This window comes from Arenibacter sp. ARW7G5Y1, from assembly GCF_003201775.1.
Lineage (GTDB): Bacteria > Bacteroidota > Bacteroidia > Flavobacteriales > Flavobacteriaceae > Arenibacter.
In genome coordinates this window covers 301,565-317,319 of sequence record NZ_QJJZ01000004.1, presented here as the reverse complement: position 1 = coordinate 317,319, position 15,755 = coordinate 301,565, and the positions used below count along the sequence as shown (strand labels likewise).

General features: G+C 41.0%; 11 protein-coding genes. 6 read left to right on the top strand and 5 right to left on the bottom strand.

Annotated features, from left to right (window positions below; genetic code table 11):
- Window positions 1–76 precede the first annotated feature (76 nt).
- From yidD to C7972_RS08255, 5 genes are all read left to right on the top strand, one after another.
- Complete coding sequence (yidD, locus tag C7972_RS08275) at window positions 77–298, top strand: membrane protein insertion efficiency factor YidD (RefSeq protein ID WP_110355739.1); 222 nt, start codon at window positions 77–79, stop codon at window positions 296–298.
- A 183-nt stretch (window positions 299–481) separates the two neighbouring features.
- Window positions 482–1,447, top strand: coding sequence for a prolipoprotein diacylglyceryl transferase (gene lgt, locus C7972_RS08270; protein ID WP_110355738.1), 966 nt, complete (start codon window positions 482–484; stop codon window positions 1,445–1,447).
- Between the two features lie 46 nt (window positions 1,448–1,493).
- A complete protein-coding gene (locus C7972_RS08265; RefSeq protein WP_110355737.1) occupies window positions 1,494–1,985 on the top strand; it encodes a DUF192 domain-containing protein in 492 nt (163 codons plus the stop codon).
- A 109-nt stretch (window positions 1,986–2,094) separates the two neighbouring features.
- A complete protein-coding gene (locus C7972_RS08260; protein ID WP_110355736.1) occupies window positions 2,095–4,278 on the top strand; it encodes a carbohydrate binding family 9 domain-containing protein in 2,184 nt (727 codons plus the stop codon).
- 68 nt (window positions 4,279–4,346) lie between these two features.
- Complete coding sequence (locus C7972_RS08255) at window positions 4,347–5,594, top strand: ATP-binding cassette domain-containing protein (protein WP_110355735.1); 1,248 nt, start codon at window positions 4,347–4,349, stop codon at window positions 5,592–5,594.
- Between the two features lie 50 nt (window positions 5,595–5,644).
- Here the strand turns inward: C7972_RS08255 and secDF are convergent, their stop codons facing one another.
- Both secDF and mdh read right to left on the bottom strand, forming a co-directional pair.
- Window positions 5,645–8,608, bottom strand: coding sequence for a protein translocase subunit SecDF (secDF, locus tag C7972_RS08250; protein ID WP_110355734.1), 2,964 nt, complete (start codon window positions 8,606–8,608; stop codon window positions 5,645–5,647).
- Window positions 8,609–8,780: 172 nt separating this feature from the next.
- Window positions 8,781–9,707 carry a malate dehydrogenase gene (gene mdh, locus C7972_RS08245; RefSeq protein WP_110355733.1) on the bottom strand — a complete coding sequence of 309 codons (927 nt, stop codon included), beginning with the start codon at window positions 9,705–9,707 and terminating at the stop codon, window positions 8,781–8,783.
- Between the two features lie 298 nt (window positions 9,708–10,005).
- On the opposite strand from mdh, the gene C7972_RS08240 reads away from it, so the two are divergent.
- Window positions 10,006–10,380 carry a hypothetical protein gene (locus tag C7972_RS08240; protein WP_110355732.1) on the top strand — a complete coding sequence of 125 codons (375 nt, stop codon included), beginning with the start codon at window positions 10,006–10,008 and terminating at the stop codon, window positions 10,378–10,380.
- A gap of 9 nt (window positions 10,381–10,389) precedes the next feature.
- Here the strand turns inward: C7972_RS08240 and C7972_RS08235 are convergent, their stop codons facing one another.
- From C7972_RS08235 to asnB, 3 genes are all read right to left on the bottom strand, one after another.
- Complete coding sequence (locus C7972_RS08235) at window positions 10,390–11,400, bottom strand: DUF6588 family protein (protein WP_110355731.1); 1,011 nt, start codon at window positions 11,398–11,400, stop codon at window positions 10,390–10,392.
- A 73-nt stretch (window positions 11,401–11,473) separates the two neighbouring features.
- Window positions 11,474–13,435: a DNA topoisomerase (ATP-hydrolyzing) subunit B gene (gyrB, locus tag C7972_RS08230; protein WP_110355730.1), complete on the bottom strand. Its 1,962-nt coding sequence runs from the start codon at window positions 13,433–13,435 to the stop codon at window positions 11,474–11,476.
- Between the two features lie 537 nt (window positions 13,436–13,972).
- On the bottom strand, window positions 13,973–15,643 hold the full coding sequence (gene asnB, locus C7972_RS08220) for an asparagine synthase B (protein ID WP_110355728.1): 1,671 nt from the start codon (window positions 15,641–15,643) through the stop codon (window positions 13,973–13,975).
- Window positions 15,644–15,755: the final 112 nt, after the last annotated feature.

The window sequence follows — 15,755 nt, the reverse complement described above, 5'->3', positions numbered from 1 at the left end:
CGAAATTGAGGCGCACAATCTAAGTTATAATTTTATATTAAGCTCATTTTCAGATTAATACAAAATTCTTAAATAGATGAAAAAGATTTTAATAGCCCCTTTTGTATTATTGGTGAAATTTTACCAAAGCTTTATCTCCCCTCTTACCCCTGCCTCATGTCGCTATTCCCCCACCTGTTCGCAGTACACTTTGGAAGCCCTGCAAAAGCATGGCCTGTTCAAAGGTGGATGGCTGGCCTTAAAGAGAATTTTTAGCTGTCACCCTTGGGGAGGAAGTGGTTATGACCCGATTCCATAGTTTTTATTCCCAGCTTTGTTGTAATACGATTTAATTAAGTCAATATTGGCACAAACAAAAGTACAAGGCTTCTAAACTTTTGCAAATTTCCAAATATAATCATGCCCGTATATCAAAATTAACCCATTTCACTCCACTATTCTTTACAGTATTTACTTATCTTAGTCCCTTAAAAATATGTAGATGTACTTTTTAGGCTTTACTTGGAATCCCGCCGATACCCTTTTTAAAATTGGGGTAATACAGATAAAATATTACAATCTTCTTTGGATAATCGCTTTCGCATTGGGCTGGTACCTTATGAAGAAGATATTTTTAAAAGAAAAAAAATCCTTGGAGCAATTGGACTCCCTTTTCATATATACCGTTTTGGCTACTATGTTGGGAGCTAGATTGGGTCATGTGTTCTTTTATGATTGGGCATATTACCAAAACCATTTATTGGAGATATTGCTACCTATTAGGGAAAGTGCCGATAGCACCCTTTTTGGGTTTATCAATGGTTACGAGTTCACAGGATTTACCGGTCTGGCAAGTCACGGTGCTGCCATTGGAATCATCATTGGCATGTACCTCTACACCAGAAAATACCCTGAATTTAAAATTCTTTGGATTCTGGATCGTATCGTCATTCCCGTATCCATAGGTGCTTTTTGTGTTCGACTGGGAAATTTCTTCAATTCGGAAATCAACGGGAAACCTGTTGAGGAATCTTTTGCGCTGGCCACCAGGTTCGTGCGCGATTCCGACGATATGCCTGCATACAAGGCCCTGTCCATTACCAAGGAAAAAACGGTAAATGCAGCCTATAACCTTATTGAAAAAGATCCTCGGTTTGCCGAGTATTTAGAGGCCATTCCATATAGGCACCCAGCCCAATTATATGAAGGGGTCTGTTATATTTTTGTCTTTGCCATTTTGTATTTTCTATATTGGAAAACTGATAAAAAAGATAAACTTGGGTACATTTTTGGGGTGTTCCTAGTGCTTTTATGGACGGTTCGCTTCTTTGTGGAATACGTAAAGAAAAGTCAGGGTGGATTTGAGGAGTCACTTGGTTTGCTATCCACCGGCCAATGGCTGAGCATACCCTTTATTTTAGTTGGCCTCTATTATATGCTAAGACCAAAATCGGGTACCACCAAATAATCCGATTGGAAAGATTAAAGGTGCCTTCACCAACAGAAATTGTAACATGAGGAACAATAAAATCTATCTACTCTTTGTTGTGTGTTTTGTCATTCAACTTTCCTGTAAGGAAGAAGCTAAAAAAGCGATAAAAACGGCGCCGATTACCTTTAAAAAAGAAGGAGATCTGCGTATCCTGCAAAAGGAATCGGATTCCCTTCTAACCGTTTTGGATATAGAGATAGCGGATAGCGACTACGAAAGGGAAACAGGGCTCATGTACCGTAGTTCCATGGAGCCTAATCAGGGCATGTTGTTTGTTTTTGAGGATGTTGCCATGCATTACTTTTATATGAAAAATACGGAGTTCCCCTTAGACCTTATTTTTGTGGACGACCAAATGAAAATCGCCAGTTTTCAAAAAAATGCACAACCGCTTAAGGAAAACAGCCTACCCTCCAAAGTTCCCGTAAAATATGTTCTTGAAGTAAATGCCGGTTTGGCGGATAAATGGTCTTTAGCCGTAGGGGATTCCATAGTATATAGTAAAGCACCATAACCGGCGGGAGGGGTTGTTATTTTTAGGGTTGCAAGTTACGCATACCAAACAGCTCATATCCTTATAAAATGCCTATTTTAGTAAGCTCAACCAACAAAAGACCCATCCTTTGTCTGCCTATAAAAAAGTGCCCCTAACTATTTTAGCCATTGTTTTGGCCTTACCCCTTGCGTCCCAGAAAAAAAATGAATCCTTTCAATTAAATATTCGCAAGACAGCCACAGCGGTAGAAATAGATGGAATTGGCAACGATTTGGCCTGGAAAGATACGGATGTAGCCACCAACTTTTACATGGTACTGCCCATGGATACCGGAATGGCAAATGAACCTTCCGAAATCCGAATGACCTATGACGATAACAATCTCTACCTATTAGCTACTTTTTACAACGCCACCAAAGGACCTTACTATGTAGAATCATTGCGTCGCGATTTTATATTTGGAAAAAATGACAACTTTTTGTTGTTTATGGATCCCTTCAATAACCAAACCACCGGTTATTCCTTTGGCTCCAACGCGGCAGGTGCCCAATGGGACGGCACCATGCATAGTGGGGGAAGCGTAGATTTAAATTGGGATAGCAAATGGGTCTCCGCAGTAACTAGTGATGAGGAGAAATGGGTCTTTGAAATGGCCATCCCCTTTAAATCCATTCGTTATGAAGATGGCGTAACGCAATGGGGCATAAATTTTAGCCGGCTGGATTTAAAATCGGGCGAAAAATCGAGTTGGACACCCATTCCCCGACAATTCCCCACGGCCTCCCTAGCCTATACGGGAACCTTGGTCTGGGATTCCCCTCCTCCCACCCCTAGGAGCAATTTTTCGATTATCCCCTATGTGCTGGGAGGTGTTAATCGAAATCTGGAAAATAGCACCGATACCCAGTATGACAAGAAAATTGGAGGTGATGTTAAGTTCAGTCTAAGCACCTCTTTGAATTTGGACTTGACAGTAAATCCGGATTTCTCGCAGGTAGAGGTAGATCGTCAGGTAACCAACCTTGACCGATTTGAACTGTTTTTCCCTGAAAAAAGACAGTTCTTTTTGGAGAACGGGGATCTATTTGCCAACTTTGGATATGCCACCATACGTCCCTTCTTTTCAAGAAGAATAGGCCTGGGCGTCCCCATAAGAGCCGGAGCCAGGGTTAGTGGAAACCTAAATAAAAAATGGCGTTTGGGGCTTATGGATATGCAAACGGCCAGCATTGAAGAAACAGGGTTGCCAAGCCAGAATTTTGGAGTACTCTCGCTACAAAGAAAAATTTTTGCCAGATCTAGTATTGGGCTGATGTTTGTAAATAAGGAATCTATAAATTACCCTCAAAATACCGATTCCCTAAAAACAGTTTTCCCAAAGTTTAACCGAAATATAGGACTGGAATACAATTTGGCATCCCCCAATAATCAATGGACAGGGAAAGCATTTTTCCTAAAATCCTTCGCTCCCAACAAGAACGGCAATGGTTTTACCCAGGCGGCCCATTTGGAATATAAAAGTCGTAAATGGAATTGGCGCATACAGGAAGAATCGGTTGAGGACGATTATACCGCCGAAGTTGGTTTTGTTCCCAGAAATGGATATGTCAATATAACCTCCTATTTAGGCCACCTATTCTTTCCAAAGGAAAGTACGGTATTGAGCCATGGCCCCAAATTCAGTACAAGCTATTTTTTTAATGAAAAATTGGAGCGAACAGACAATATCAATCTTTTTGAGTACCTCTTGGACTTTAGGGACCGTTCCAAATTAAACTTTGGCGTAGCCGATGAATATGTAGAACTGCTATCGCCCTTTGACCCCACAAGATCAGGTAAGGAATCCTTGGACATTGGAACCAAGCACCAATGGAATGCCTTTACAGTGGATTTTCTTTCAAAACCACAAAGTATGTTTACCTATTCCTTGGGCGGCCGCTTTGGAGGATATTATTCCGGAGGCCACAGAACTAGTCTGATCAACGAATTAGGCTATCGTTTTCAACCCTTTGTTAGCTTAAGTACCAATTTGAGTTACAATAACATAAGCTTACCAGCCCCTTGGAACGATACGGAATTTTGGCTTATTGGTTCGGAGGTAGATATTACCTTTACCAACAAATTATTCTTTGCCACCTTGTTCCAATACAATGAACAATCGAAAAACTTTAACCTAAACTCCCGTTTTCAATGGCGCTATAAGCCTGCCTCCGACTTATTCCTAGTCTACAGCAACAACTACCTTATTGAACCGTTTGAAGGGAGAAATTGGGCCTTGACCCTTAAATTCACTTACTGGTTCAATAAATAAAATTAGTAATCCAACAGAATCCTATCCATAAATTATTTTCTTTTGAATTCCATAAAAAGACATTTTACATGAAGAATAGAATACATTGGGCCGTATTTATCAACAACGACTCCCATAAGGAGCAGTTTATAACAAATGTAATGGAAGGTCCCCTACCTGCAGGATTTGAAATTCTAGGGGACTTGGACGGGGCCCTATTTTCCAAAATAACACTGAACCAGTTTATTGACGAGGAGGAAAGGCACGGTATCCAGATTATCAATAAAAATTCAACGCAATTGCTCAAGACGATGTCTAGCGGGGAGCAAAAAAAGGCGCTATTGAAGTATATATTCAATTTAAAGCCAGATTTTATTGTTTTGGATAATCCCTTTGACAATTTGGACAAAGACGCCCAAAAGGACCTAAAAGCCTCCTTGGAACATATTTCGAAAAGCACCTATATTATTCAGCTCATAAGTAGAAAGGCCGATCTTTTACCTTTTATTACCCATGAGATGATTTTGGAAGGAGCTACTATAAAACAGCTTCCCGGAAGATCCAAACAAGCTGCACATAAAAAGACATCCACAAGTACCTCCTTTACCGGTACAATTCCCAAGCCATTTGCACCTACGGATTATAAAGAATCCATTTTAATAGACTGCAAGGACATAAGCGTAACCTATGGAGACAAAAAAGTGCTGGATAGAATTAACTGGACTATCAAAAAAGGGGAGTTTTGGCAACTAATAGGTCCCAACGGTAGTGGAAAGTCAACACTACTCTCCATGATTACAGGTGATAACCACAAAGGCTACGGACAGCAACTTTACCTTTTTGGCCAACGCAAGGGAACAGGCGAAAGCGTCTGGGACATCAAGAAAAGAATTGGATACTACACCCCGGCCATGACTGATAAATTTTCGGGTCTCCACTCCTGTCTCAACATGATTATCTCTGGGATGAACGATTCTGTGGGACTCTATTTAAGGGCTACGGAAAACCAGAAGGCCCTGGCCAAAGAATGGCTCCAAATATTGGATATGTGGCACCTAAGGGACGTCCTTTTTGCCGACCTATCTGCAGGACAACAGCGTATGGTCATGACCGCCAGAGCAATGATAAAACACCCTCCTCTACTAATTTTGGATGAACCTACCGCCGGACTGGATGATGAAAGCGCCCAGCTTTTTATATCCCTTGTAAATAAAATTGCCAAGGAAAGCAAGTCGGCCATCATCTTTGTATCCCATAGGAAAGAACCAGGATTGGAACCCCAATACAATTACGAGCTGCAGATATCCCCTCAGGGATCCCATGGAAAAACAATATAAAAAAGGCCGCTGAACAGCGGCCTTTTAAATTATAGACGGTAAGAAAATAATTAATCTTCTTTCCCTATTTGTGTTTTCTTCTTCAAAGTATCGAACATTACTGGAGTTGCTATGAACAAAGAGGAATATGTACCAACAATGATACCAATGATCATGGCAAACATAAACCCTCTCAAGGATTCACCCCCAAATATGAAAATGGCCAATAGCACCACCAAGGTAGTCATGGACGTATTCAAAGTTCTACTCAAAGTACTGTTCAGTGCCAAGTTGGTATTCTCACCAGCTTTCCATCCTTTTTCAGCTATAATTTCCCTAATACGGTCAAAAACTACCACCGTATCATTTAACGAGTAACCAATAACCGTTAGAATTGCCGCGATAAAGGCCTGGTCAATCTCCATATTAAAAGGCATAAGCTTACCAAAGATGGAGAATACACCCAAGACGATCAAGATATCATGGAATACTGCGGCAACTGCACCCAGAGAGAACTGCCATTTGCGGAACCTAAATAGGATATAAAGGAAAACTACCGCCAAGGAACCAATGATGGCCAAGAAGGCATTCTTTTTAATATCATCCGCAATGGTGGGTCCCACTTTAACCGACTGGAGGATCCCGATGGACTTTTCACCACTACCTATGGTGAAATTCTCAAAGCTGGTACCATCCGGTAGATATTTCTGAAGGGAAGTGTAGAGTTTATTTTGAATTTCATTATCCACCTCAATTCCTTCAACATCCACTTTGTAAGGAGTAGTTATTTTTATTTGATTGGCCTCTCCGTAAGTCTTTACATTGGTACCACTACCAAAAACAGTATTCAATTCCGAAGCAATTTCCGATGGATTTACCATCTTCTCGAATCTAACTGTATAGGAACGACCTCCAACAAAATCCACACCCTGTTGCAACCCTTGGGTCAACAATGAAAATAGGCCAATTGCCACCAAAATGGTGGAAGCTATATAGGCGATCTTTCTTTTGGACAAGAAATCGATATTGATATTCTTGAACAAGTTCTTGGTCATGGCTGTTGAGAAGTCCAATTTTCTTCCTTTTCCACTCACATACCAGTCAACCAAAAGTCTTGTAATGAATATAGCTGTAAACAATGAGGTAACTATACCTATCAATAAAGTAGTGGCAAACCCTTTAATAGGTCCTGAACCAAATACGAACAAAATAAGGGCCGTTAGACCGGTAGTAATGTTGGCATCCAAGATAGAAGAAAGTGCGTTTCCAAAACCATCTGCAATAGCTTGGCTCTGCCCTTTTCCTTTTGCCAATTCCTCTTTAATACGTTCAAAAATAAGTACATTGGCATCCACGGACATACCTATGGTCAATACAATACCAGCAATTCCCGGTAAGGTAAGTACCGCATTTAAACTAACCAGCACCCCAAAGATCAACAGGATATTTAGAAGCAAAGCGATATCGGCAAAAATACCAGCTTTCCCATAGTAAAATACCATCCATACCAAAACAATGGCCATAGCGATCATAAAGGAGAAGAAACCACTATTGATTGCTTCCTGACCCAAGGAAGGCCCTACAATTTCAGATTGAATAATTTCCGCTGAAGCAGGAAGCTTACCAGCTCTTAATACGTTGGCAATATCCTTGGTCTCATTAATGGTAAAGTTACCTGTAATCTCGGAACGACCACCGGAAATAGGTCCTGAAGAAACTCCAGGTGCCGTATATACCTTATTGTCCAAAACAATGGCAATACCGGTCTGATTATTAAAGGCATCCCCTGTTAGTTTTTCCCACTCCTTGGCACCTTTGGTATTCATGGTCATGGTAACCGCAGGCTTGTTATATTGATCAAAAGTATCCGAAGCATCGGAAACAACATCCCCACTAATTCTTGGCGTATTGTCCCTATTGGATTTTAAGGCGTACAACTCAACTACTTCCGAACCTTCGGTTGGACGTTCCCAAACAAATTTCACAAACTGAATATCCGCTGGAATCAATCTGCGAATTTCCTTCATTCTTAGATATTCCCCAATTTTTGCCGTATCCTTAATAGCAGCACTTACCAAAGCGTTCCCATTGGGATTTGCTGGAATAAGCAAACTGAAAAGAGGATTTATCTCTTGTGAAAAATCCAAGGAATCCTGGGCAACATCGGATAATAAGGAATCCAACTCCGATTCCGGCTTAACAACTTCTTCTGGTTTTTCAACCTCCACCAAAGTTTTCAACTTCTCGTTGGCCGCCTGCAAAAAGGTACTTAAACTAGGATTACTTTGTTTGTAGGTTTCCCAAAATTCCAATTGGGCCGTACTCGATAAAAGATCTTGTGCGCGTCCAATATCCCTGGCACCGGGCAATTCCACCAAAATTCGACCAGAATTACCTTCACGTTGAATATTGGGCTGTGTTACCCCAAAACCATCTATCCGTTCACGTAGTACTTCAAAAGCAGAAACGATGGACTCATCAATCTTAGTCCTAATAATTGGTTTTACCTGATCATCGGTCATTTGAAAGTTAATGACATCGCTCAAACCTTTATTTGCGAAAATATCCGGAGAGGCCAATTTGGTATCTCCCTTTATTTTGTCAAAAGATTCAAAGAACAGATCTATATAAGTAGCATCACTATTTTTAGAAGCGGCATCGGCATCGGCCAAGGCCTTGTTGAAAACTGGGTTCTTGGTATTATTGGCAAGACCTTTTAAAATATCCTTTACAGAAATTTGAAGGGTAACATTTATCCCACCTTTTAAATCCAGACCTTTATTAAGTTCCTTTTTCTTGGCTTCATCATAGTTGGTAAACCCTAAAATGGAATTCCCCCCTATGGAGTCTAAATACCTTGCCTCCAGTGCTTCCCTCTTTTCAAGGTAATCCTCTTCAGATTCTGAAATTTTATTGGTAGCAAAGACAGTTGCATCCTTTTCTACTTTATTGGTAATAAATGTGTAGGATAGCTGATAAATACTGACTAGTCCAAACAAAAAAGCGAAAAGCTTTATAAGTCCTTTATTTTGCATTGGTTATATATTAATTTAAAATGGTATTCTTAAATAGCGTGCAAATATATTATTTCCCATAGGAACTAACAATATATTTATCAGTTTTATAAAATAAGGGCACCCGCCCCGTTCCGATGGTTCTCGGAAACAAATGGGACGGATGCCCTTAATAATTGTCAACCCCAATAAACTATAGGGTCAATAAACCATTCGTTTTTCTTACGCCCTCAGCGCTTTCCTTCATTTTTGCCTTTTCAGCCTCGGTCAATTCTATTTTTACAATTTTCTCGATACCATTTTTACCCAAAAGTACCGGAACACCAATGCAAATATCGTTAAGTCCGTACTCACCTTCCAAAAATGCAGAACACGGGAACATCTTCTTCTGATCGCAGGCAATGGCCTGTACCATAGAAGAAACGGCAGCACCCGGGGCATACCAAGCACTAGTGCCCAACAATTTTGTAAGGGTGGCACCACCTACTTTGGTATCCTCCGACACTTGAGCAAGGCGCTCTTCGGACAAAAATTCGGATACCTTGATACTATTCCTTGTTGCATGTGCAGTTAGGGGCACCATACCTGTATCACTATGACCACCAATGACCATACCATCCACATCGGAAATTGGAGCCTCCAGTGCCTCGGCCAATCTGTACTTAAACCTTGCGCTATCCAGAGCACCACCCATACCTATAATTCTATTCTTGGGTAAACCCGTAGTTTTGTGTACCAAATAGGTCATGGTATCCATTGGATTACTAACTACGATCAAAATTACGTTGGGAGAATGTTCCAATAGACTGGAGGAGACCGCTTTTACAATCCCTGCATTAATCCCGATCAACTCCTCACGGGTCATTCCCGGCTTACGCGGAATACCAGAAGTGATAATAGCGACATCGCTTCCCGCAGTTTTGCTATAATCATTGGTAATTCCTGTTATTTTGGTATCAAAACCATTCAATGAAGCTGTTTGCATTAAATCCATGGCCTTGCCTTCAGCAAAACCCTCCTTAATATCCAACACAACTACTTCAGATGCAAAATTCTTTATAGCAATGTACTCTGCACAACTTGCGCCAACAGCACCTGCTCCAACAACGGTAACTTTCATTATAAGGTTATTTTAAGTTAAATTTTATCCTCCAAAAGTACTGATTTTTAACAGAACAATACCACCGCACCCATAGAAACCAAGGAAATTTTATTAGGATGAAGAATTTGCCTTTTTTTTTATCGGCCATGGAAAAAGTAACGGCTAAAGAAGTCGTATCGTATTTTATACTGAACGTATTAAAAAGACCTTTTATCGAAAAAAGTTAAAATAATGTCCCATACATCGAATTAATATAATAGAAAGACGAAACCGTACGTTCAATACTTAGTACCAAATCTAAGAAAATTCCTACAAAATGAAGAAATTATTATCATTCTTGGCAATTGTTGGCATCCTACTGGCCAGCAATTGTACTAGAATAACAGAGAACAACGATCCGGTTATCGGAATATGGTCCCATATTTCAAAGGATGGAGGTGTTACCCAAAAGCAGGATATCACCGTTAGGCAGGAGTGGATCTTTAATGATGCTTACTTAGGCAGATACCACACCTATCACAACAAAGATTTAACGATTATTTCGGACTTCAAATGGGTTCATAAGGATAGTGTATATGTCATTTCTTATCCCGGCCTAGACAAGGAGGAAGACATAGTTCTCATGACAGAGTCCGACAATGGAATAATTTTGGCCGATTCTGAAGGCAACATATTGGCCATAAGGGAATAAATTTTGGATTTATCTAAATCCAAAATTTACCCCTACTGTTAGGTTATTAAATTCGGCCAAGGAATAATCCGCATGCAACCTAAAGAAACCAAGTTTTAACTTGGCACCTAAGGTTCCTGAGACGCCACTGGCCTTTCTGGTCAAAGAAAAAGGATCTTCATAGGTTTCCTGAAATGGACCTGATTGTACTTGATAGGTCCCTAAGACATCAGTTGTGGATTTTCCGGAAACATATCCTATAGCCCCGTAAAAATTGATGACCGGAAGCTTAGTGGAGGCCACGGCCTGAACTGTTAAAACATTCATATCCACCTCTATCTGCTGATCGCTACCATCTACAATATTACTGTCCGTAAAATCATAGGAGGCATTCAAATGCGTATACCCGGCCACGGCAGAAAGGGCAATTGGCAATATTTTATCTGCAGGCAACAATTTTGAGAAGTCATATTGCAAACCAAGACCATACAATCCCACGGCCACATCATCAGTATCAATTTTAGGCAAAAACCTGGCCTTCACTTCCAATCCTTTGATCAACCCTACACTTAGCTGCAAAAAGGCCGACGGAATAAAGTTGATGTTTTCCGAAGCCAGTCCGGTTGGTAATTCAAATTCCTCCCGAAGTGGTAAAGAACCAGCCTCACCTTCCACAAATACCATTATACCTTCCATATCCCCCAGAGCCGTTGAAACCGCCTGGGAAGAGCTGCCATCCACGAACTGCAGATTTTCATAATCCGCTGTATTTAGAACAAAAGTCTTTTTGTCTTCCTTATTTTTAAAAGAGGTCATATTACCGATTATGGAAATCTCAAAACCAGCCAAAGGCTTGGAATCGGCAGAATTGTACCACCCATTGGACAAACCATAAATAGCGCCCTCGGAGACCGGGCCGAAATAACTATCGGTAAATTTTTCCGCGTCGTTGATCCCAGCAGCAAATAGTTCATTGACGTTGGATTGCGAAAATCCCACTGCGTTAAAAAACAAAAATGCGGTTAATAACAAATATCTCATAACTCTTAGATTTTTGTTAAAACTAAAAAACTCGCACCAGTGGTGCGAGTTTTTGTTGTGTAAACACTATTTTTTATGCATCAATGTTCGCATATACCGCATTTTTCTCAATAAACTCCCTTCGAGGTGGCACTTCATCCCCCATCAACATGGAGAACACTCTATCGGTCTCCGTTGCATTGTCTATGGTTATCTGCCTTAAGGTCCTAAATTCCGGATTCATGGTAGTATCCCATAATTGTTCGGCATTCATCTCCCCTAGACCCTTATAGCGCTGAATACCCACGCTTCCGTTAAAACTCTCTGCAATCTCATCCCTTTCCTTATCGGTCCAAGCATATCTTTTCTTACTACCTTTTTTCACCAAATAAAGCGGTGGGGTTGCAATATAAACATGCCCTCCCTCTATCAGTTCACGCATATATCTAAAGAAGAAGGTCAATATCAACGTCTCAATATGGCTACCATCCACATCCGCATCACACATAATAACAACTTTGTGATAGCGCAGTTTATCCAGGTTCAACGCCTTACTGTCATCGTCGGTACCAATAGTAACACCCAGGGCCGTATATATATTTTTGATCTCCTCATTCTCGAAGACCTTATGGGTCATAGCTTTTTCCACGTTAAGGATTTTACCCCTTAAAGGAAGAATGGCTTGAAAAGCCCTGTCCCTTCCTTGTTTGGCAGTACCTCCCGCAGAATCCCCCTCAACCAGAAACACTTCGCACAACGTGGGGTCCTGTTCTGAACAATCCGATAGTTTTCCAGGCAGACCACCAATGCTCATAACCGTTTTACGCTGCACCATTTCACGGGCCTTGGTAGCCGCATGACGGGCTTGGGCCGCTAGAATTACTTTTTGGACAATAATTTTGGCGTCATCTGGATTCTCCTCCAAGTAATTGGTCAACATTTCAGATACTGCCTGACTTACTGCCGAAGACACTTCCCTGTTCCCCAATTTGGTTTTGGTTTGTCCCTCAAACTGAGGCTCTGCTACCTTTACGGAGATAATAGCCGTTAAACCTTCCCTAAAGTCGTCTCCCTGAACTTCGAATTTCAATTTTTCCAACATTCCCGAGGCATCCGCGTACTTCTTCAATGTAGAGGTCAAGCCCCTTCTAAAACCCGCCAAATGCGTACCACCCTCATGGGTATTGATATTATTCACATAAGAATGTAGGTTCTCTGTATAAGAAGTATTGTAGACCATGGCCACTTCCACAGGAATATCGTTCTTCTCCCCTTCCATGGAAATGACACTGCGTATAAGAGGTTCACGGTTACCATCCAAAAACTTGATAAACTCTTTTAATCCTTCTTCGGAATAAAAGCGTTCGGTTACAAAACCACTTTCACTGTCCTTATCCTTTTGCCTCTTATCCATTAATGTAATGGCAACCCCTTTGTTCAAGAAAGAAAGCTCGCGCATTCTATTCGCCAAGGTCTCATAACTGTATTCTACAGTCTGGGTAAAAATCGTATCGTCAGGCGTAAAGGTGACAATGGTCCCCCTCATATCGGTTTCCCCAATACTTTTTACCGGATAAAGGGCCTTACCTTTACTATATTCCTGTTCCCATATCTTGCCATCCCTATGAACGGTAGCTTTCAGGTGTTTGGAGAGCGCGTTGACACAAGACACCCCTACACCGTGCAGACCACCTGAAACTTTATAGGAATCCTTGTCAAACTTACCCCCGGCACCAATTTTGGTCATAACGACCTCCAAAGCCGAAACACCTTCCTTTTTGTGAAGGTCCACTGGAATACCCCTACCGTTATCCTGGGTAGTAATAGAATTATCTTCATTAATGGTTACCTTAATCTCATCGCAATGGCCGCCCATAGCCTCATCTATGGAGTTATCCACTACCTCATAAACCAAATGGTGCAAACCACGTACCCCTACATCACCTATATACATGGAAGGCCTCATGCGTACATGCTCCATACCCTCTAAGGCCTGGATGCTATCCGCGGAATAATTGTTCTTTTTTTGCTCGTCCTTATTTGCTTCTTCGCTCATAAATAAATACTTAATTCATTATAATTTTAGCAATCCTACAAATATACGCAATACCCCATGAAATATAGGGTTGGTAGCCAATATAAGTTACTAAGTTATCAACAAAAATTGTGGAAAAATACCAATCGATATAAAAAATAACAAAGTGGGTACATACATCCTGTACCACGCCGAGTGCTACGAGGTAAATCAACAAAATTAAACAGCAACCAGCCTCTTTACAACGCCAACCATAATGCATTAAAGTATGAAATTGTAAACTGCAATGGGTTCTCTTAAACTTTTAAACCCTACCGTTTTCCAAATCTCTGCACCAAAGGAACCGCAAACTCCATATTCCCGTAATACCGGACAGACCTTTTAAAGGACTTCGCCCCTTCTAATTAGAAATATCCAAAGTGATGGGATGGGTACCCGTATGTTTTTACCATTTACAAATAAGCCATACAAAAAAAGGCATCCATTAAAGAATGCCTCATTTACACTAATAAACTAAAAACTTGATCTATAAAATTCTTATGGCGCTATCCTACGGCACTACTTTACATAAGCATCGGAGTGCACTTTGGATACAGCCCTACCGGACGGATCGTTCATGTTTTTAAAAGCCTCGTCCCATTCCAAGGCAATTTTGGTGCTACATGCCACTGAAGGTTCCTGCGGAACACATAAGGCCGCTGCATCGGACGGAAAATGCTCTTCAAATATGGAACGGTAATAAAACTCTTCCTTGGAAGTAGGTGTTTGCAATGGAAATCTGTATTTGGCATTTGCCAATTGATCATCCGTAACTTCCTTCTGAACAATTTCCTTTAAGGTATCGATCCAACTGTAACCAACTCCATCCGAAAATTGTTCCTTTTGTCTCCATGCAACACTTTCAGGCAACATATCCTCAAAAGCCTTACGTACTACCCATTTCTCCATACGTTCCCCGTTGATCATCTTGTCCTGAGGGTTGATTCTCATAGCCACGTCCATAAATTCCTTGTCCAAAAATGGAACCCTTCCTTCTATACCCCAAGCAGCCAAGGATTTATTGGCCCTTAAACAATCGTACATATGAAGTTTATCCAACTTCCGAACGGTTTCCTCATGGAAATCCTTTGCACTTGGTGCCTTATGGAAATACAAATAGCCACCGAAAAGCTCATCGGCCCCTTCGCCCGACAATACCATTTTAATACCCATAGACTTTATAACCCTGGCCATTAGGTACATGGGGGTAGAAGCCCTAATCGTGGTTATATCGTAGGTCTCCAGGTTGTATATTACATCCTTTATGGCATCCAAGCCTTCTTGAATGGTAAATTTTATTTCATGGTGTACGGTTCCGATATGCTTGGCCACCTTTTGCGCAGCTGCCAAATCAGGAGAACCTTCCAATCCCACCGAAAATGAATGTAATTGTGGCCACCATGCATCCGTAGTGTCATCGGACTCTATTCTCTTCTGGGCATATTTTTTTGCTATGGCAGAGGTAACCGAGGAATCCAATCCACCAGAGAGCAAAACCCCATAAGGCACGTCGGACATTAATTGTCTATGTACCGCAGCCTCCAACGCCTCCTTAACGGCCTGTATGCTGGTCTCATTGTCCTTTACCGCATCGTATTCCATCCAATCCCGGGAATACCATCTTTTAAACTCCCCATCCTTACTGTGCAAATAATGACCTGGAGGAAACAACTGAATCTTGGTACAGGTCCCTTCCAAGGCCTTTAGCTCGGACGCTACATAAAAGGTACCATTGATGTCCCAACCTACATAGAGTGGTATGATCCCCATATGATCACGCGCTATAAAATATTCATCCTTTTCAGAATCGTAGATGGCAAAACCGAAAATACCGTTCAATTCATCCAAAAAATCAACCCCCTTCTCCTGATAAAGGGCCAAAATCACCTCACAGTCAGACTCCGTCTGAAAATCATAGGTGCCAGCAAACTGCTTACGTAATTCCCTATGGTTATATATTTCACCATTGGCCGCCAACACCAATTTATTATCAGGACTGAACAAAGGTTGTTTTCCCGATGCCGGATCAACGATCGCCAAACGCTCATGAGCCAAGATAGCCCTATCATCGGCAAATATCCCACTCCAGTCCGGTCCCCTATGTCTAATTTTCTTGGACATTTCCAATAATTGAGGCCTTAAAACCTCGGTACTTTCTTTTACATCAAAGGCACATACAATTCCACACATACAATAATATTTATGTCAATTTTAAAGCAAATATCAAGTTAATATTTATATTATAAAATGTAAAATGCATAATTGATTATAATCTATAACTAAAAACACGAAAATACCACAA